The 18,017-nt window shown below is 34.7% G+C and carries 20 protein-coding genes; 14 read left to right on the top strand and 6 right to left on the bottom strand.

The window, feature by feature from the left end; all coding sequences use genetic code 11:
* Positions 1-80: 80 nt before the first annotated feature.
* The 6 genes from GGR42_RS01795 (at position 81) to GGR42_RS01770 (ending at position 5,730) form a co-directional block, all read left to right on the top strand.
* Positions 81-992: a TolB-like translocation protein gene (locus GGR42_RS01795; RefSeq protein ID WP_167960261.1), complete on the top strand. Its 912-nt coding sequence runs from the start codon at positions 81-83 to the stop codon at positions 990-992.
* 9 nt (positions 993-1,001) lie between these two features.
* Complete coding sequence (locus tag GGR42_RS01790; protein WP_167960259.1) at positions 1,002-1,688, top strand: DUF6624 domain-containing protein; 687 nt, start codon at positions 1,002-1,004, stop codon at positions 1,686-1,688.
* Positions 1,669-1,848, top strand: coding sequence for a hypothetical protein (locus GGR42_RS01785; protein ID WP_167960257.1), 180 nt, complete (start codon positions 1,669-1,671; stop codon positions 1,846-1,848). Before GGR42_RS01790 ends, GGR42_RS01785 begins: the two co-directional genes overlap by 20 nt.
* A gap of 232 nt (positions 1,849-2,080) precedes the next feature.
* Entirely contained in the window at positions 2,081-2,644 is a 564-nt protein-coding gene (locus GGR42_RS01780) for a mycothiol transferase (RefSeq protein WP_167960255.1), read from the top strand.
* Between the two features lie 423 nt (positions 2,645-3,067).
* Entirely contained in the window at positions 3,068-5,026 is a 1,959-nt protein-coding gene (locus tag GGR42_RS01775; protein ID WP_167960253.1) for a hypothetical protein, read from the top strand.
* Complete coding sequence (locus tag GGR42_RS01770) at positions 5,023-5,730, top strand: hypothetical protein (protein ID WP_167960251.1); 708 nt, start codon at positions 5,023-5,025, stop codon at positions 5,728-5,730. The genes GGR42_RS01775 and GGR42_RS01770 overlap by 4 nt, the downstream gene beginning before the upstream one ends.
* Positions 5,731-5,905: 175 nt before the next feature.
* Here GGR42_RS01770 and GGR42_RS01765 read toward each other — a convergent pair whose 3' ends face one another.
* A complete protein-coding gene (locus tag GGR42_RS01765) occupies positions 5,906-6,220 on the bottom strand; it encodes a hypothetical protein (protein ID WP_167960249.1) in 315 nt (104 codons plus the stop codon).
* A gap of 137 nt (positions 6,221-6,357) precedes the next feature.
* On the opposite strand from GGR42_RS01765, the gene GGR42_RS01760 reads away from it, so the two are divergent.
* Genes GGR42_RS01760 through GGR42_RS01745 form a run of 4 tightly spaced genes read left to right on the top strand, consistent with a single transcriptional unit; the run spans position 6,358 to position 10,306 of the window.
* Complete coding sequence (locus tag GGR42_RS01760) at positions 6,358-6,579, top strand: helix-turn-helix domain-containing protein (protein WP_167960247.1); 222 nt, start codon at positions 6,358-6,360, stop codon at positions 6,577-6,579.
* A gap of 3 nt (positions 6,580-6,582) precedes the next feature.
* Positions 6,583-8,190 carry a DNA cytosine methyltransferase gene (locus tag GGR42_RS01755; protein WP_167960245.1) on the top strand — a complete coding sequence of 536 codons (1,608 nt, stop codon included), beginning with the start codon at positions 6,583-6,585 and terminating at the stop codon, positions 8,188-8,190.
* Complete coding sequence (locus tag GGR42_RS01750) at positions 8,187-8,789, top strand: hypothetical protein (protein ID WP_167960243.1); 603 nt, start codon at positions 8,187-8,189, stop codon at positions 8,787-8,789. Before GGR42_RS01755 ends, GGR42_RS01750 begins: the two co-directional genes overlap by 4 nt.
* A 5-nt stretch (positions 8,790-8,794) precedes the next feature.
* A complete protein-coding gene (locus GGR42_RS01745; protein ID WP_167960241.1) occupies positions 8,795-10,306 on the top strand; it encodes a DUF262 domain-containing protein in 1,512 nt (503 codons plus the stop codon).
* Positions 10,307-11,056: 750 nt separating this feature from the next.
* On the opposite strand, the gene GGR42_RS01740 is transcribed toward GGR42_RS01745, so the two are convergent.
* The 3 genes from GGR42_RS01740 to GGR42_RS01730 are packed head-to-tail and all read right to left on the bottom strand — an operon-like array spanning position 11,057 to position 14,696.
* On the bottom strand, positions 11,057-11,788 hold the full coding sequence (locus GGR42_RS01740; protein WP_167960239.1) for a sterol desaturase family protein: 732 nt from the start codon (positions 11,786-11,788) through the stop codon (positions 11,057-11,059).
* Positions 11,779-13,023 (bottom strand): radical SAM protein, encoded by a 1,245-nt coding sequence (locus tag GGR42_RS01735; protein WP_167960237.1) that lies wholly within the window; start codon positions 13,021-13,023, stop codon positions 11,779-11,781. The genes GGR42_RS01740 and GGR42_RS01735 overlap by 10 nt, the downstream gene beginning before the upstream one ends.
* Positions 13,020-14,696 carry a hypothetical protein gene (locus GGR42_RS01730; protein WP_167960235.1) on the bottom strand — a complete coding sequence of 559 codons (1,677 nt, stop codon included), beginning with the start codon at positions 14,694-14,696 and terminating at the stop codon, positions 13,020-13,022. The genes GGR42_RS01735 and GGR42_RS01730 overlap by 4 nt, the downstream gene beginning before the upstream one ends.
* 199 nt (positions 14,697-14,895) lie before the next feature.
* Between GGR42_RS01730 and GGR42_RS01725 the strand changes: the two genes are divergently transcribed.
* Positions 14,896-15,033: a hypothetical protein gene (locus tag GGR42_RS01725; protein ID WP_167960233.1), complete on the top strand. Its 138-nt coding sequence runs from the start codon at positions 14,896-14,898 to the stop codon at positions 15,031-15,033.
* A gap of 54 nt (positions 15,034-15,087) precedes the next feature.
* Here the strand turns inward: GGR42_RS01725 and GGR42_RS01720 are convergent, their stop codons facing one another.
* Positions 15,088-15,879, bottom strand: coding sequence for a hypothetical protein (locus GGR42_RS01720; protein ID WP_167960231.1), 792 nt, complete (start codon positions 15,877-15,879; stop codon positions 15,088-15,090).
* 194 nt (positions 15,880-16,073) lie between these two features.
* On the opposite strand from GGR42_RS01720, the gene GGR42_RS01715 reads away from it, so the two are divergent.
* The 3 genes from GGR42_RS01715 (at position 16,074) to GGR42_RS01705 (ending at position 17,307) form a co-directional block, all read left to right on the top strand.
* Complete coding sequence (locus GGR42_RS01715) at positions 16,074-16,502, top strand: SRPBCC family protein (RefSeq protein ID WP_167960229.1); 429 nt, start codon at positions 16,074-16,076, stop codon at positions 16,500-16,502.
* On the top strand, positions 16,492-16,815 hold the full coding sequence (locus GGR42_RS01710) for an ArsR/SmtB family transcription factor (protein WP_167960227.1): 324 nt from the start codon (positions 16,492-16,494) through the stop codon (positions 16,813-16,815). The genes GGR42_RS01715 and GGR42_RS01710 overlap by 11 nt, the downstream gene beginning before the upstream one ends.
* 78 nt (positions 16,816-16,893) lie before the next feature.
* Positions 16,894-17,307 (top strand): TonB-dependent receptor plug domain-containing protein, encoded by a 414-nt coding sequence (locus tag GGR42_RS01705; RefSeq protein WP_167960225.1) that lies wholly within the window; start codon positions 16,894-16,896, stop codon positions 17,305-17,307.
* Between the two features lie 10 nt (positions 17,308-17,317).
* On the opposite strand, the gene GGR42_RS01700 is transcribed toward GGR42_RS01705, so the two are convergent.
* Positions 17,318-18,004, bottom strand: a complete 687-nt coding sequence (locus GGR42_RS01700) for a 3-keto-disaccharide hydrolase (RefSeq protein WP_167960223.1) — start codon at positions 18,002-18,004, stop codon at positions 17,318-17,320.
* Positions 18,005-18,017: the final 13 nt, after the last annotated feature.

The raw sequence follows: 18,017 nt of genomic DNA, 5'->3' as shown, positions 1-18,017 counted from the left end.
TTGAAATTTGAATAACATCTTATTTCCCAGTTTATTTCTAGTTTTAACTTGTTCAGGCAAAACCAAAATATAGCTTAAAAATGAAAAAAACATATTTTATATCGACACTTATATGGTTTGTTTTGCTGTATGCTTGTAAAACAGAAAAGACGAAAGCTAACATTCCACCAACCTTTAAAAACGCATACTTAGGACAAACCCCACCAAATTTAACACCCATTCCTTTTGCTCCAGGGTTAATTTCTACTGAAATTTATGAATACGATGGTGCATTTTCTAAAGATATGAAGGCGTTTTATTTTATAAGAAGAGGAGAAGAACATAAAAAGTCAGCTTTTTACGAATACAAATACAATGAAACAAATGGGAAATGGGAAAAATCAGAAATAGCATCTCCATGGATAGGACGACCTGTAATATCCCCAGATGGACAAACCATGCATTTAGGTGACAAATATCTAAAAAGAACGGAATCTGGATGGTCAGAATTACAAAGCCTTGAACCTCCTACGGTAAGTAATGATTCTATGTATATTATGAGGCTTTCGTCTTCAGCGAATGGTACGTATTATTTTGATACCTATAAAGAGAATGATTCCACTTTTCCAATTCACTACTCGCGTTTAATAAATGGCAAGCATGAAGCACCTACAGCTTTACCCAAAGCAATAAACACTGGAACTTTTTTAAGCCATCCATTTATTGCCCCAGATGAATCGTATTTATTATTTGATGCTGAAAGGGAAGATGGTTTCGGAGATTCTGATATTTACATCAGTTTTAAACAAAAAAATGGCACTTGGGGCAATAGTATTAATTTGGGAGATAAAATAAACACCAACGCTTGGGAAGCTTCTGCAAGTATCACCCCAGATGGTAAATATCTTTTCTTTAGTAGAAATGTAGGTACAGACGATTTTGAAAATGTAGATATTTTTTGGGTAGATGCCACAATCATTGAGGCGTTAAGACCTAAGGATACTAATCAATAATTAAAACCAATGAAATATACCGTATTATTTAGTTTACTAATAACGATGAGTTGTTCTAATAGAACCAAGTCAAAAGAAATATCGACATCTTCGAAAAATCAACAAAACCTGATTGCTGTTCTTGACACCATTTGGGCAGCAGAGCAGCATCCTATCAGATCTAGAGATTCCATAATTGCTCTTTATGGAGTTGATCATGATTTAGTGAAAGAACAACAATTAATTATTGATAAGAATCACATAATTAATGAAAAAAAAGTAAAAGGAATTCTTGATACATATGGCTGGCCAACAAAAGAAATGTCGGGAGAGCGTGGCAATTGGACCCTATGCAACGTTATTCAACATTCAGATAATGAAGTTCGAATTCAATACCTCCCCATGATGAGTCAGGCTGTAAAAGACAAAAAATTAGAACCTCGTTTTTTGGTTAGAGCGGAAGACAGAATTGCCACTGAACGAGGAGATTTACAAATCTATGGAGGACAGATGAAATACTATCCAGAAACCAAGAGTTTTAATTTATGGCCCGTTTATGACCCAGAAAATATAGATAAAAGAAGAACTGAAATTGGATTGGATTCAATTGCTGTATTCCTTAAGAATAGATTTGATTTTGAATGGAATCTCGAAGAGCAAATAAAGAGAACAAAAGAATTTGAATTGGCAAAGCAAAATGGTAACAAACAACTATGACCGCTTTAAAACCGCAATAGTTGTAGTTGTTTTATTTGTAATTGGCACGCTTCCAAACATTCCATTTAGTAGCGAATTAAAACGATTAAAAATAGAGGCTGGTACTACACACGTAAAAGTATCAGATACAATACCTAGTGAAATCATACAAAGTGAATAAACACTTGTTAAACGAGCTTAGCTTGTCCTTAGCGAAGTCGAAGGGAAAGGAGGGAGTGCAATGTGTATGGAATGGGATAGAGGTAATCTATACAATGTTAAAACCCTGTCAAAGAACCTTATAATTGGTGATATTTTTATTTAATTAATTACCTTCTGCAAAATAATAGATAATCAGAAATAGTAACTTTCAATATCTTTCCATATTAGTATATTAATTTGAACACAATACTATGAAATCCTTGAAAACAAAAACCAGCCTTTTACTGCTTTTATTACCCATACTACTGTTGAACGCACAAGGGGAACTAAAATCGGTTGAGGGGTATTCACCGCAGATTGGTCAAATGGTCTATATGTTAGAAGACTTAAAAGACAGAATTACCCAACAAGTTAAGGACTTGGATCAATCACAAACAGATTTCTTATATGATGCTGATGCTAATAGTATAGGATTATTGATCATGCATTTAGTGTCTACCGAATCGTATTACCAGATAGCGACATTGGAGGATAGGGAATGGACAGAAGATGAGCAAATGAGATTTGGTAGGGCAGGCGAACTTAATGAAGAAGTAAAAAGCAAACATAGGGGTAAGCCGATTAGCTATTATTTGGATTTATGGGATGAAGTCCGTGAAAAATCCTTAAATGGACTCAAAACCAAAGATGATGTTTGGTTTTCATCTAATTTAGAAGAGGGATTAAACTACCACTATATCTGGTACCATGTAATGGAACATTCGGCCAACCATATGGGGCAAATAGGAACCATAAAGAACCGCTTGCCCAAATAAAACGATAAAATTCAAAAAAAGAGTTGCAATTTTACGATAGATACCAATTTGCACTATAATGTTCCGCGTGGAGTTTACCCTGAGCAAAGTAGAAGGGTAACTTGAGCTTTGGTAAAACAAAGAATGAATTGATAAAATCTCCTTTTAAATTTTTCTACTAAAAAGACCATTTGTAAGAAAATGAAATACTGTTTTGTCGAAGCAGCATAATTTCGTAGGTAAAAGAGTATGAAATGGTATAAAAACCATAAAAATTCTAAGGTTTTTATATAATGGATTTTAACAATCATTTTCTATATTTAAGAACTCCAAAGTATTGACTTCCTACAACATACTAATTCCCCCCATTTAAAAATACCCTCTAATGGGTATTGATATATGTATACCAATGTTTGAATTTTATCAATAGGTAAAGCCATAATAATGAAATATAAAGATCTGAAACCTCTATTTTTTAATTACAAGAAAAATGTGGTTTTTAGATTATCATTGATATTAATCTGCACCTTTATAGGTTCTAATCACTTGACAGCCCAAAAAAAGTTGGAGTCAAACTTTACTTTAGACACAACACAAACACAAATATTACCATATGATTTAGATTTCTCTTTGAACTTGGTTGACTCAGAAACGGCCAGAGTCAAATGGGTATATCTAGTCAGACTAAACAATAAGCGAAAGGTAGTTTTTGACAACCAGACATCATTCTACCGTTTAGGGCAATCACCAAACTCAAAAAACCTAATAATAAGTAAGTTAAATAAGGATATCCTGAAATCTAAAGAACACTTAAAAGCCTATGCCGATTCGCTCAGATCATGGAAAAAATCCAAAGAAGAGAATGAAAAAAGAATAAGTAGCGAAGAAGAGAAAGATAAAATCGAACAGCTAAAATGTGAGAATAGAGTATATGAACTGAGAATAACACAATATCTCAAACATCAAAAGTTTTTAGATAGTTTAAATACTGATTCTAAAGGATACATAAGTGAAGCAAAGAAACAATTTGAACTTTCTCCTTTAGAAATAGAAAGTAGAAATAAAGACACATTAACGGTAGTCGTCCCACCCTTAAGACCTAACAAGAATTATCTGATTCTAGCCGTCAATGAAAGTAAGAAAACCAAAACATTAAAGACGCTAGTAGAAAAATATTTGGAATGTGGTGCTGTCGAGAAGAAGGAAGTAGTCGTAATACCCTTAAAATATCTTCCTAAAAATTCAAATCGTCGTGTAAAGTTAGATTTAAATGGTATAAAGAAAGAAAATGATGCTTTTAAACAAAAAAAAGAAGAAATTAAGTTTGTAATCCCTGCCAAAACATTTGAGAAAGCATTTGCCAATGCTAAAGAAAAAAAGATAGATAGTCTGTTGGCAATTAACAAAAAGAAACTAGAGCTTATTGGTTTAGATAGTTTCAAAACTTTCCCCGGGCCATTTAAATATCCCATTTCTTCTCTTAAAAATAATACCCGTCCGGATTCCATTTTCACTTATGTGCCAAATGAGTTCAACAAGGAATTCAAGATTGTCAATGCAGTCTTATCTCAGTTTAAAAATCACGGAGATAGTATTATCAGGGGTAAATACAAACTCATTGAAGATGATAAAGATGTATTAAAAATTGACTTTAAACCAAAAAGTGATTTGACTAATCAACTTACTACTATTGCCGAACATCTCAATATAGCTAACAAATCCCAACAGGCCCTATTTTTATTAGCTGAGGCAGAGAGTGATAATTACAGAAACTTTGACAGCTATTTTTCAAATTTAATTAATGTGCTATCACAGAATAGGGACACATTGGCAAAAAGAGTTGATGCGGAAACCAAGGTTAATAGTTTAATAAATTCTATGAATATTCCATATGGGCTTCAAACCCAGTCTTTGGAAAAAGGCACTTTTTCATACCAGTTCTTAACAAGAAGCAGTGGAATTATTAAGCAAAGTGCTGGTTTTGTTTATTATACTTCTGCCAAGGGTGATTTTTCTGGATTCGCACCTTATACAGGAGTTGATTTCCAAATACGCTCAACAAATGAGAATAGCAAATTTTGGAAGATTAGGGGTTGGGAGAAATTTTTAAGTTTTCAACTTGGTGTTCCGGTTTTCGCTTCTGAACTAACCAAAGGGGAGAGAAGGGAGCATCTTGTTGGTGACACTTTTTCACTTTACACTGGAATTGGATTTAATTTAGGGCATGCTGTTAAGGTAGGCTATGGGGCGGTTCTATTTAAATCTATTGATGGTAGTTCAATAGGGGAAAGAACCTATAAGATTAATTCAGCTCATGCTATAACAATTGGGATCAATTTTAAATTGATACCATTATTAAAGAACATATTTGGGTCAGATCAAGCAGTTAATTTGGTAAAATGAGAATCAAAACAGAATTATTATTTTTCACTTCGCTCATTATTTTTGGGTGTTACAACCCTGACGAGGATATAACGGTTATTAGAAATACAGAATTCAGCTTAATTGAGCCTGATGAAATTATAATGGCAGATGGTGCTTCCAATTATTCTTTTGTTATAAAACTGCCCGGAATAAGATATGGTGAGCCAAAAGAAGTAACCTTGGAAAGTAATTGGGGTAAATGGGCTAATGATGCTTCAACAACTAATTTGTCGATTAAGTATGATATTGTCGCCGATGCTTATGTTGATACTGTCAGACTTAAAGCTTCAAGAATTGCTGGGCCATTCAGAATTAGGATTGTTCAAGATTCGGTTAGTGCTAATACGATTAGTTTAGAGGCAGAAGCGCAATTTCCTTCATTTGTTCAAATTGTTTCAGATTCGGTAAGTCTAAAACTTTTACCCAACAACTCTACAAATTTAAAAGCGTTTTTTTTCAACGATAATGGATTCCCAAGTGACAATACTAAATTTTTGTTTTCTGCGGATTCGGACGTTAATATTTTCCCCCGAGAAGTTTTTATTGACTCTTCTAGAACCTCCGCCACTTTACAATTAGCTACGGGAACTAATGTTGATACTATTCAGATTTATGGTGAAATTCCTGCTATGGGAACATTACAACCAATTATTGACACATTAAAAATTGCAATTACTAATTAAATACAATTAACTATTATGAATGAAAAATTTGAATTATCGGATGAACAACAAGAATTCCTCAAGAACAAAATGGGTATCTTAGATTTAAGTAAGGTAAGACTGATTTTTGAAGTAGATTCTGTTGATACTGAAGGCATATCTGAAGACTTCACAAATAAATCCTCAAGATTATCTTTCATGATGTGTCCTTGCCCTGACGGAGGGTGGAGTTGGTTGTGTTGTTAATTAACTGAATACTGCTCTTGCCTTTCTTTTGGTCATCATAGCTTTCCAAAGCTGCAAATTTGAGTTCCATAAAAATTTGGCAATAATTTTGCCTTTCTAGTGCTGTAAAAGCATCTTCCGGTAAATAATGAAACATATAAATTGCTTTATTAAGCCAATTTGCTAAAGATAGTAAGTTACCTTCATGGCATTCATTCAAATAATCTAGAAAGGGAGATAAGTCTATTTCTTCTAAATCTATTTTGGTCTGATTTTTGCCTTCCATTTGTCTAAATTAAAGATAAAATATTCCGATTATCGGAACAAATATATTGAATGTCAGACAATATTTATAATAAAAGTTTAGATTTTCAGAAAAAAGTATCCGAGTATTTAACTTTATTATCTTAAAATCAGATAAAAATGACTGAATTAGGGTTATTTCTTGCAAAGAAATCGGTGAATCGCTCTGATGTGGCTAGGAAAACTGGTATTAGCAAAACACGTTTGAGTGAATTAGCCAACAATATAAGAACAAAGCTCAGAGCGGATGAACTGTATTTGATTGCTTTGGCAATTGATATAGAACCATGTGAAATATTTGATGAAGTATGTGGAAACTTAAAACTCGAAAATGAGGATTAATTGATGAGTAAGAAATTGAAACATATTGAATTATTTGCGGGCTGTGGGGGATTGAGTCTCGGTCTGGAAGCTGTGGGATATGATTTATATTTTGCTAATGAACTATCCCCAATGGCTTCTGAAACATTTGCACACAATATTCTTTCTGAGACTCTAGAAAAAGATACGGTTCCAAAGAATGTTCTATGGTTAAAAAGTCTTTACCCAAAGAATGAAATTGTAAAACGCCTAAGAGAGAATCCGTTTGAAGCTAGTAAAGGTGATTTTTGCGATATTGATAATAAAACTGACTTCAAAGGCAAATTGTTGGTCGGGGATATCAATAAATTATTGGATATTCTAAAGTCGAATAGAAAATTGGCAAAAAAAATTCGTGATGAAGAAATTGATTTAATTTCTGGAGGTCCACCTTGTCAAAGTTTCAGTTTAGCTGGAAAAAGAAAGAAAGATGACCATAAGAATACATTACCTCTTTCATTTGCCCAAATTGCTGGGTTAATTAAACCAAAAACCGTTTTACTGGAAAATGTGAAGGGAATTACCGCTCCTTTTTCGCAAGATGGCAATAAATATTATGCATGGCTTGAAGTTTCAAAGGCCTTTGTATGTGAGGGTTTTGTACCAGTATGTATGATGTTGAATTCGAAGTATTTTGGTGTTCCGCAGAATCGTCCAAGATTCATTTTGATTGCTTACAGGAGAGATGTTTTTAATTCAATTTTCAAGAAGGACCCTAAAAACGAAATTTTAAAAATTTCAAAGTCATTTTATAACAAAGTAAGAAAGAATAAAAATAATCTCTCGTTGGTTAATATAGAAGATTTCAAGTATTATGATATTGAATCTGAACCTGAATTATTCAATGGGAATATATTACCAGAAATAACCCATTTAGAAAGAGATTTTATTACTACTAGCGAAGCAATAGGAGATATTCGTAGGACACAACTCCAATATTATTTTAATAAAACCAAGGGTAAGTATGCAAATCTACTTAATGAGATTTTCCCAAAAAATTCCTACGAAAATTCAATAATTCAAAATCATGAACCAAGAAGACATAGTTTTGTTATAAAGTCAAGGTTCAGATTTTATCAAGTAATCGAGCAGTTTCAAAATGGACTTAAAAAGGGTGCTTTTGACCTATTTACTGGGAAAGATGTGTCAAACGAGATAAGAAGTAAGTTACTCGATGAATTTTCTCATCACAATTTACTTTTTTTCCCTGAAAAAAGTGATCGTGAAACTTTAATGGTTCCAAAAGATATTGAGGAAGTCGAAGAATTGATAAAATCTATACCAACAAAAAAACATTCTCAAAGGGCATTAAAAGAATTTGAACCGGCACCGGCTCAATTAACTATTCCTGATGATTTATGTCATTATGATTCGGAACAACCTAGAACTCTGACCGTTAGAGAAATGGCAAGGTTCCAATCCTTTCCTGATTGGTTCGAATTTAAATCTAAAGTAACCACCGGCGGTCAAATGCGAAAATTTGAGGTGCCGCAATATACTCAGGTCGGAAATGCTGTACCTCCTCTTTTGGCTAGAGTGTTAGGCATTACAATTAAAAAACAGCTTCTAGAATTACAAAAGATAAGTAAATGACAGTAGAAGCATTTAAAAAAAACTGTGTTGACTTAAAACCAGACGTTTTTGTACAAAAATTTTTAATTGAAGACGAGACGTTTTTTTTCAAAGAAATAAAATCGGGAAAAGAATTTGATTTTAAAAAGGATATAGCTTCAATACTCGGTGTTCACATAAGAGATATTGTTATAGTTGGGTCCGGTAAATTTGGATTTAGTCTAAAACCAGATGATGCTTCTGAAGGGTTGTATCTGTTTAAGGAATTTGACTACAATAATAAAAAGGAATCTTCAGCAAAGAAATCAGATTTAGATATTGCTATAGTATCTTCCTATTTATTTGATAAAGAATTATTGAATTTGTATAACCATACTGGCTTTTATAAGAATACTTGGGATAATAGGAATTCTTTCGGGAAATACGCCCTTAAAGGAAAATTGGCCATTAGGTTTTTGCCTTTAGAATTCAGATTGACAAAGGAAATCCTAGAGGTTCAAGAAAAATACCAAAAAGAGTACGGGAGAGAAGTCAATTTAGAAATATATAAATCCTGGTATTTTTTTGAGACTTACCATCAACAAAATATAAAGAACATTCAAGTAAACTTATTGAGATAAAATTCATGAAACTTAAAGCACCCATACCGTCTAATAGTGTAAAACTAATTGATTTATATAATAAAATTACATCAGGTTCTTTGATTTTAGGCCCTGATTTTCAAAGGAAACTTGTTTGGAAAAAACAGCATAAATATGCTTTTATTGAAACAATACTCTTAAATTTTCCTTTCCCAGAGGTCTACATAGCTAGTGAAGAAGTGGATATCGATAACCTTAAGGCAAGGGAAGTTGTAGTAGATGGCAAACAAAGACTATCCTCAATAGTTGATTATATTCAAAAGGATGGAGATTTCTCAAATCAAAAAAGTATACCCCATTTTGATGATTTAGAAAAGGCTGAAAAAAGAGAATTCTTGAATTACTTGATTACAGTAAAAGATTTGAAGGATATCGGCGAAGAAAGAATAATTCAAGTTTTCAAACGAATTAATAGTACGAATTATTCACTGAACTCAAATGAAATTTTGAATGCCGAATATGGTGGAGGTGAATTTGCAATTTTCGGCAAACTATTAACAGATATTGATTATAATCCTAGTGAGAAAGAGACAAGTGTTTTGATAAGTGCCGACTTAAGACAGTCAATAATCAATTTCTTTGAGGAAAATAAAGTTTTTTCTAACAATGATGTTAAGCGAATGTTCGATTCGCAATATATAATGCTCATTGCATCTACTTTACTGGAAGGCACTTACTTCGGAAGAAGTAATAGAATAAATTATTATTTAGAAAAGTATAATGACGATTTTTCTAGTTATTCTGATATTCTCGGAAGAATAACCAATTCAATTTCTATAATTAAAGAATTGAAATTTTCTAGTGGAAGCTATTGGTTTAATAAAGCAAATCTGTTTACTCTAATTGTAGAATTAAACAATATAGAAAAATCTGATTTGGATTTAGATTTATTGGAATTTATGTTGCTGGATCTAGAAAACAAGTACGATATCTACTATAATGGAGATGAAGAAGAGGAGTTAGAGAAACTTACCGCAGATGAAACAAAGTATTTTGAAGTTGCTAGACAAGGAAGTCATGAAAACGCAGCTAGGGAGCATAGAGGCAACGTAATTAGAGGGCTTATTAACGAATCTAGAATTAATGAGGCTGTGATAGCTGAAAGTGATGTTTATACAAAGAATATTGAAATTCTTAAGGCGAAAGGAATTGATTATTCGATTATTATTCCAACCGATACAGGTCTGAAAAAAAGTATTATGGATGCGGTTTCAGGAGTAAGAGAATTTTTACTCCGTAATGGTATTCACGATTATGAAAATCAAGAATTGGGTCCTACTCATAAAGTCAAACCAGAGTGTATCTTCATAACAAATGATGGTGAATTTTCAACAGAAGTTTCTCTGTATCGTTCAAATGGAAGGGGCGATTATCGAATATGGTTTAGTGGTTTAGGAGATTTTGCGGATTCAAAGGATGAATTAGCCTTAATTTATATTGACGGTACATTAAAATTGCTTAACATTTCTAAAATTGATTATACTGCGAAAGTCTAATTGTGTGTTTTTAGGCCTAAGAGAATTTTAGCTAAACAATAGGCGAGGGGAGCGGCCATATTTTAGGGAGCTGGTTACTATTTATTTTTACGGTTGAAAAGATGCTTATACATTAAAGCAGTCTTAAGAGTTAGGATGGATCCTAAAATATAGCGACTAAGCCGTACATTGTTTCTAAAATTATCTGTAAGCCTTGATTTTTTTGTTTCTTTTTTTATCAAGAAAAAAAAGATAAAAGAAACGCTTACTGGTTAAGATGTTGAAATCCTATTTGACATAATGTTAGAAGTGTCTAAAGAAAAGATTCAAACAAGACGAGAGGTTAGCAAGTGCTAAGAAATTATCTCGCAGAGTAATTTTTAGCTCTTGCGGCAAACTGACGAGAATGTCGTGGAAAAAAATCTTGTACACATTTCCTTGAATACTCGAATTTTAAATGAATCTAAAAGGCTAGCTTTTAAATTCGTGACAAATAAGACTAGCCAGTGGCTCATAGTATTTGGTGGCCAGATGAAGATGAAGCGGTGGCAGAATAATCCAAGATAGTAATCAGTAGTGTAAAATTCTCTTGAACATAATTCTAGACGTTATAGCACAACTACGCCGTGGCTATAACTTAATTATGTCAAATATCGCATAAATGCGCTATTACGAGAATTACACATAAATGTTCTATAATTTATATTATGTAAAATAGAATATTTTAAACCCCCATTTCACTATACTACTTTAAAGCTGGTGGAAAATCTATTAACCTCTTTCCTTTTTGGTAAGATACGTCCCCATTAGTTTGTCCCATACATTAAAATACAATCCATAATTTCCATGTCCCTTATGATGATGATAGTCATGGTCCATAGTTGTATTCTGGTATTTTAAATACGGGAACCCACTAACTTTATACCCCAAATGAATAAATACATTGTACAGGGTCATAAAACTAATAAAACCTATTAACGCATATTGGTGATATGGCACCATAAAAATAATAATAGGTATAATTCCCATAGACAGCATGCCTTCCAAGGGATGAAAAGCAAATGCTGCCCATGGCGTGGGGTTATGAAATCTATGGTGTGTTCTATGCACATATTTAAACACTTTGGAATGGTGTATTAGTCTATGTGTCCAATAAAAATAGGCATCATGTAAAACCACCATGAATACAATACTAAGTACCAAATAAACAGTACCGTAGGTGTCAATATTCGTGTACAATTTGGTCTTTCCGTTCCTTATCCAATATAGAAACAAGAGAATGGAACTCCCATATATGATAAACGTACCAAGGGAATAGATTATTTCCTTTTTTATCTGTCCCACTCTAGGTTTTTTATGCTGTATTTTCTGGTTCCACTCCTTTTTCTTAAAAAACACATAGAACAACACATAAAACAAGCCCGCCACCACTAGATATCTAAGCATAAATAGCAAGGTGGTCACTATCCAGACCATTATATGGGACAATTCTTCTACAGGCATGGCTCCTTCCTTTTAGTTGTATAGGTGGGACATCCCTCCTCTTGTAATTTTTTTAGGTTTTGGTCAAAATGGCCATCCAGTACATTGCCGGTTTTTTTCTGGCAAAAGGGACAGGCATTTATATCGCCATCCGTATCCACATACAACCCCTTAACTCCTGCACTATAACAACCTTGCCGTCTTTGGTAATACCCATGGTAGGTAACAATGGGATAAGTTTTACAGGCTGGGTCAAAATTCATTGTTAGATAAAACTCCTCCAGCAAACTAATTTCATGGGGTTGTAAAAGCACATCTTTGGCCGCATAATGCCCTACGGCCTTGGGTTCCAACAACTGTACAAAGGATACGTTTAGTCTTTTTGCCAGTTCCATATAAGAAAGAAGATTTTCTCTGGAGATAAAGTCCCTTGTGGCACAGAGGGACAAGGCCGTTGCCAATCCATGTTCATGTGCATTTTTCACCGCTTCTTCCACCCAATAATAGGCCTCTTTAAAGCCTCTAAACTCGTTATGTTTTTCTGGTACAAAATGGTCTAAACTTATATGGAACCCTGTTACCCCTGCTTTCTTTAATTTTTTTGCATTTTTATGGGTAAGTTTAAAGCCAGAGGTTAAAATCCAGAAATCTGTTTTTTTCTCCACTTTTTCCAATACTTCAAGGAGCATGTCTATTTTCAGTAGGGGTTCTCCCCCACTAAATTGGATTTGGCTTACCCCCTGCTCTTGCAATTTTCTAACAATTTGAGTCAGTTTCTCTGCAGATAGAACATCCTTTTTGTTTAAAGTATCCCATTCAAAACAATGTTCACACTGTAGGGCACATTTTTTGGTAATGGCAACAAAGGCATTGTTAAACCTGTTTAATGTGCCATTAATGGGTTTGTAATCATTTAACTGTGAAGCAATAAAGGTTTTGTAAACAGGACTGTTCCACCCCGGGGTATAGAGTCCCATATAATATCTATCATCTACCAAAGCAATCTTTTGCAGTCTATGGTTACCTAAAAACCGTTTTCGCAATTTCACTAGATACCTTAGCGCACCTATCCAATCAAAGGGATTGGAATAGGATTTTATGGCTATGCCCAAAAGCGTGTATTTTAATCTTAAGTGCACCCATATTTTTTTTCTTCCAACAAGTACCTTGGGTTGATTTGTTTGGATATTTTCCCCATGGGAAATAGAGGTGTTTTCCTTCTGTGTTGCGGTTACCAGTGTATGTATATGGTTCATAATGAAATGTTGTTTGGGTTATCAAAAGCCATCAAGGCCTTGTACTCGTTTTCGGCAAATCTGGTAAACCTGTTTTTCTCCTTAAAGGATTTTAATCTACTAAGGTCTGGCACCCCTTCATAATTTCTTATGTAGTTGTAATACCCCCTGTTTTTTAAGAAAACAGATCTGTTTAAGGAAGAATCCGCGGTCTTAGATGTAAATGTCACCACAACTTCATTCCCTATAGAGGGTTGTTTAAAATAATTATGGTCCGCCTTTTTAAGAATATCCGTTACAACCCTATCATTTTCATCAATGGCCAAGGAGGGTTCCAGCGTAGTAATGTTTAGGGGTTTAGTATCGGAATAATCAATTCCTATATAGTCCAGTTCCCAGAACATAAAACCGGTTTCCAATAGAATTTCCAAGGGCTCATCTTGGTTGTTTTCAAAAGCAATGGGTATGGCAATATCCCTTGTGGCCATAGGTCCCACCGTATTTATTTGGTCTATGAGCTTCCATTTGTTATTGGACTTTACATATATGGAAAGGGGTATGTTTTGGTCTGTTGCCCATTGTTGTATTTTTTCCTTTGGCACCTTTTGCTGATCTTTTTGAAATTTGTTGTAGTAGGAACCAAACTGTTTATTGAACTGACCAAAAACAAAATCTAACCAAAAAGAATTTTTTGCCGTAAGCAATAGCTTGGCGGAATGGGAATTCATTGGGCGGTCGAATGTAAAAACTACTTTTCTGGTACTATTGGTGGTTTCTTCTTGGCCATCGAACAAATAAAATTGCCCATCTTTTTCTAAGATGGATTCTATTTCTTCCTTGCCTTCTGTACTCATTGTTTTTGGTGAGGATAAGGATGTAAAGGTTTGGACCGTCCCGTTTTTGTCCAAAAGGACTTTTAGGTCTTTTTCATGCTCTACCACCAGTAGGTTTAGCAGATCAGTGTACTGTATTTCTTTTAACTCATTTGTAACTTTTAGAACAAATTCATTGTTTTCAGCTTTAAAATTAGGAAGGGGCAAATAATCGTCCCGCTCCAAATTGGCCGTAATGGTCCCCGGATATAGCTCTCCCGTAAAAACATATTCCTCTCCATTTTTTATATAAACAAAAGGGCAAGAGCTTTTGGTTAAGGCGATGATCAAGAACAGGCCAGCAAGGACGCCAACCGTACCCAAAAAGACATTACCAGCAGCACGGGACCTGTTTTTGTCATTTAGGGAAAGCGCAAGAATCTTGTTAAAAGGTACTGTTAACTCTTCCCCGTTTGAAATGGAAATTGAACTATCAATTGTAAAGTGCAATTCATTTAAGGGCTCCTTTTTATATTTTTTGTACCTATATGTAGTTTCGTCCCATCTCGCCTTTTTATCCTGATGCTCAAAAGGTAAAGGGGTTACCCTACCCTGTATGGTTCGTTCATCCTCATTGACCACTAGATTCTCTAGGTGCCAAGTTTGATTTATAATGGCATAGTGACCCTGGGTGTTAAATTCTTCAATTGTACTGGATATGTTTTCCTTTGTTATATTGACCTCTCTCACCTTATAATAAGAGCATCCAACGGTAAGGTGCAGAATTAAAAAGGAAAGTAATATGGACAATCTTGAGGTAGTTTTTTTGTTTTGCTTAAAAAACAAAAAAGGATTGATTTGCTGTTGATCAATTGCTTTCATATTGACAGATTTAATGGGTTTCAAAAAAAGGAAATTGGTTTCCCTGGTTTTAGTTGAGCCAAAATAATCTTATGTCATTATAGGTATGTCCAGAATTATGTTTGATGGAGAAATTAGGACATAAAGAATTAATTATCCACGAATACTTTAGACTTTCTCCCTCTTTTCGTACATTGAAAATTATTAGAAATATAGTAAAATGGAAAAATTAATAAGAGCTGTTCTTGCCGGTATCGGTGCCAAAAAAATTGGTGGTGGCAAATGTGGTTGCGTGGGAACCGTGGTGGTCTTTATTATTTTGTACTGGCTTTTGGGGTACGTTTTTAAAGTATTTTAAAAAAAAGCCTCGGTAAACACCGAGGCTTTTTATATTTTAAATCTATATTAATTCCTAATCATCTAGGTTTATTACTTTTTCAACACCGTTTGGATAGGTCAAGGTTGCAAGATCGTCGCAATCACCTTCTCCAAAATCAACATCCACGGCCAAACCATTTTTGGATAGCTCCATAGTACCGCTCGTGATAAATGTACAGGCCAAGCTTCCTTCCAAAGTTTCGGATACACTTACACTATATACATCGTTGTTAATAGTCACGGTCCAAACACCGCCTATACTATACGTACTGTCCTCTATGGTTTCTCCAAACATAAAGCTAAAACTCTTGGTTCCGTCAATGGAAATAACATCCTCATTTTCCATGATTACAGTCATATCACTGGTAACACTAAAAGAATAGGAGTTGGACTCTGGATCTCCAGTTAGGGTAAAACTACGGGTACCGTTTATGGATATGTCCCCTACCGAAAAATTGGTATAGGTGGCACTATACGTGGCACTCCCCGCTTCTTGTCCATATACAACGGATATGGTACCGTTCAATATATGGCCATCACCAGGGTCACATTCATTAAAGGTTAGTGTAAACCCTGTATCACTATGAACACCTTCATAGCATTCGGTCATTTTTTGTGCCTTCTTGCCAGACGACGACTGGGCTTCAATATATACTTCGGAAACTACGGTATCGGCAATGCCGGCAATATCATCGACCTCTAAAACTGTTTTTACATCGGTTCCAGTAATCTCTTGGTCATTAAGACTTTCATTGTCCTTGGTACAGCCAATGGCCATAATAAGGGTCAAGGCCATTACTATTCTATTTAAACTATTCTTTCTCATTGCTAAGTACATTTGGTTACGGGTATTAAACGTTTGGTGTTTATTTTTAGTGTTTGGCCCCCTATTTTATCGACCATCTACCACCTTTCTTTATTTTGAAACCTAATTTTAAGCAACCAAATAGTTGCTTGTTTGGAATATTTGTTTAATTTAGCAACCGTAGAGTTGCATATTAATCAAAAAAACGAACAGTCATGAATGATTTAATCACCAAAGAACACATTTTTAACCAACCTATTGATAAGGTTTGGAATGCCATTTCCATTGGGGAAGAGCTATCGGAATGGTTTATTAAAGCCGACTTTAAAGCTGAACCTGGATACAAGTACACTTTTATGGCCAGCGAAGAAGAAGGATGCACCCAAATTACGGGTGAAGTAAAAAAAGCTGACCCTTACACCCTTATTTACACATGGATTGTGCAGGGTACCCATACAGAAACTATTGTGAAATGGGAATTGGAACCTATGGAAGGGGGTACAAAATTACATTTGGAGCATTCGGGCATTTCCAACTATCCCAAAGAATCCGCGGTTACCTTTTTCAATAATTTTAATGGCGGTTGGGACAACTGCATTAAAGCACTTACCTCCTATTTATTAAAATTATCACATGCAAAATAAAATAACCAAAACCCTTAAGGCCATAGCAGATCCTACCAGACGTGAAATATTTCATGCCTTGGTAGTGGCTGCCTGTGCCATGCCCATAACACAAGTATCCAGTCAGTTTAACATGAGCCGACAAGGGGTCACCAAGCATTTAAGAACTTTGGAAGATGCCGGACTGGTTTTAATACAGACCAAAGGAAGGGAACGTTTTTGTTATGCCAACACTGCCCCATTAAAAGAAATTAACCAATGGCTTAAATTCTATGAAAAATTTTGGGACGATTCTTTACAAAATTTGGGAACGTATCTGGAAGGGAAAAGTTAGTTTTGAACCTTTTCTTTCAGTTGGAATGGCTATTGTTTTCATTTTTACTATCTTTAATAGGTTAAGATTCAATTTCTTATGAAGATAAAAAATGTACTACTTATTGGCGTGCTGGTTCTAATGGGCAGTTGTAAGAGCACAACCTCTACTTCCAATGATACTGACGGGATTGAAGAGCAGACCAACACGATTTCAGATTTACAACCGGAGATTTCCTTGGAGGATTATCTTAGGCGATTTTCAGGGGTTTCTGTTAGGGGAAGTGGTCCAGATGCCACTATTTTAATTCGTTCTGGAGGAAACTCCATTAACATGAGCTCCGAACCCTTGTTTTTAGTCAATGGGAATCAGTTCGGTGGTACGTTTTCGGAATTAACGGGAATCATTGCGGTTAACGATATAAAATCTGTCCGTGTCTATAAAAACGCCTCAGAAACCGCCATGTTTGGTGTTCGTGGAGCCAATGGGGTCATAGAGATTTTACTTAAATAAATGGCAATGGCTAAAGCCTCCTAATTTTTATATTCTTATACCATACCTTTTGCCCATGATGTTGGAACATGATATGTCCTTTTTTGGATGTTCCGTATTCTGGATTATCCTTGAACTTACTTTTTGCCAAGAGCGCATTTAATGCTTCTCCCCCAATAACATAGTCCACCACTTTTTTTCCATTTATCCAGTGTTCTACGTGATTGTCCTTCACAATCAATTTTGCCGTATTGTACTCCCCTACTTGCTTTAAAGTCTTGTTTGTAGGTGTTATTAAGTCATAAAGAGAACCAGCCGAGCGCATAGGGTCTTTATCATAAAAATCAATATCATCTAAAATTTGAAACTCAAAATCGTTGAGCCAATTTGGGCTGTTCCCATTTCCCGCTTCTTGGTCAAAAACTTCTTGTACATGAAAAAATACCCCACTATTTCCTGCTTTGGATACCTTCCATTCAAAAACAAGTTCAAAATCTTGATACATTTCTTTGGTTACAATATCCACATTTTGAACATCCGTAATAGTGGAAAGCGCTCCATCTACAACCTCCCACCTATCTGTTGGGAAAGTATCCATTTTGTAACCCCGTAGCGCGTTTATATTTGCTCCATCAAAAAGAACTTCCCACTCTTGGGAATAGCCCTTGGAGCTTAATAATATCAATAGGGCGACAAAAATAGGTTTACAATAATTCATATACTGTATGGGC

The organism is Saonia flava, from assembly GCF_011927795.1.
Taxonomy (GTDB): domain Bacteria; phylum Bacteroidota; class Bacteroidia; order Flavobacteriales; family Flavobacteriaceae; genus Saonia; species Saonia flava.
The sequence above is the reverse complement of the archived record's forward strand: the minus strand, read 5'-3'. Positions and strand labels throughout refer to the sequence as shown.

What these genes read in the sequence shown, in the direction of transcription:
- GGR42_RS01730 (WP_167960235.1), bottom strand. Translation starts at nt 14,696, where the DNA reads ATGAAAGCAATTGATCAACAGCAAATCAATCCTTTTTTGTTTTTTAAG.
- GGR42_RS01795 (WP_167960261.1), top strand. Translation starts at nt 81, where the DNA reads ATGAAAAAAACATATTTTATATCGACACTTATATGGTTTGTTTTGCTG.
- GGR42_RS01770 (WP_167960251.1), top strand. Translation starts at nt 5,023, where the DNA reads ATGAGAATCAAAACAGAATTATTATTTTTCACTTCGCTCATTATTTTT.
- GGR42_RS01775 (WP_167960253.1), top strand. Translation starts at nt 3,068, where the DNA reads ATGAAATATAAAGATCTGAAACCTCTATTTTTTAATTACAAGAAAAAT.
- GGR42_RS01750 (WP_167960243.1), top strand. Translation starts at nt 8,187, where the DNA reads ATGACAGTAGAAGCATTTAAAAAAAACTGTGTTGACTTAAAACCAGAC.
- GGR42_RS01720 (WP_167960231.1), bottom strand. Translation starts at nt 15,879, where the DNA reads ATGAGAAAGAATAGTTTAAATAGAATAGTAATGGCCTTGACCCTTATT.
- GGR42_RS01705 (WP_167960225.1), top strand. Translation starts at nt 16,894, where the DNA reads ATGAAGATAAAAAATGTACTACTTATTGGCGTGCTGGTTCTAATGGGC.
- GGR42_RS01780 (WP_167960255.1), top strand. Translation starts at nt 2,081, where the DNA reads ATGAAATCCTTGAAAACAAAAACCAGCCTTTTACTGCTTTTATTACCC.
- GGR42_RS01745 (WP_167960241.1), top strand. Translation starts at nt 8,795, where the DNA reads ATGAAACTTAAAGCACCCATACCGTCTAATAGTGTAAAACTAATTGAT.
- GGR42_RS01725 (WP_167960233.1), top strand. Translation starts at nt 14,896, where the DNA reads ATGGAAAAATTAATAAGAGCTGTTCTTGCCGGTATCGGTGCCAAAAAA.
- GGR42_RS01785 (WP_167960257.1), top strand. Translation starts at nt 1,669, where the DNA reads ATGGTAACAAACAACTATGACCGCTTTAAAACCGCAATAGTTGTAGTT.
- GGR42_RS01700 (WP_167960223.1), bottom strand. Translation starts at nt 18,004, where the DNA reads ATGAATTATTGTAAACCTATTTTTGTCGCCCTATTGATATTATTAAGC.
- GGR42_RS01740 (WP_167960239.1), bottom strand. Translation starts at nt 11,788, where the DNA reads ATGCCTGTAGAAGAATTGTCCCATATAATGGTCTGGATAGTGACCACC.
- GGR42_RS01790 (WP_167960259.1), top strand. Translation starts at nt 1,002, where the DNA reads ATGAAATATACCGTATTATTTAGTTTACTAATAACGATGAGTTGTTCT.
- GGR42_RS01715 (WP_167960229.1), top strand. Translation starts at nt 16,074, where the DNA reads ATGAATGATTTAATCACCAAAGAACACATTTTTAACCAACCTATTGAT.
- GGR42_RS01735 (WP_167960237.1), bottom strand. Translation starts at nt 13,023, where the DNA reads ATGAACCATATACATACACTGGTAACCGCAACACAGAAGGAAAACACC.
- GGR42_RS01755 (WP_167960245.1), top strand. Translation starts at nt 6,583, where the DNA reads ATGAGTAAGAAATTGAAACATATTGAATTATTTGCGGGCTGTGGGGGA.
- GGR42_RS01765 (WP_167960249.1), bottom strand. Translation starts at nt 6,220, where the DNA reads ATGGAAGGCAAAAATCAGACCAAAATAGATTTAGAAGAAATAGACTTA.
- GGR42_RS01710 (WP_167960227.1), top strand. Translation starts at nt 16,492, where the DNA reads ATGCAAAATAAAATAACCAAAACCCTTAAGGCCATAGCAGATCCTACC.
- GGR42_RS01760 (WP_167960247.1), top strand. Translation starts at nt 6,358, where the DNA reads ATGACTGAATTAGGGTTATTTCTTGCAAAGAAATCGGTGAATCGCTCT.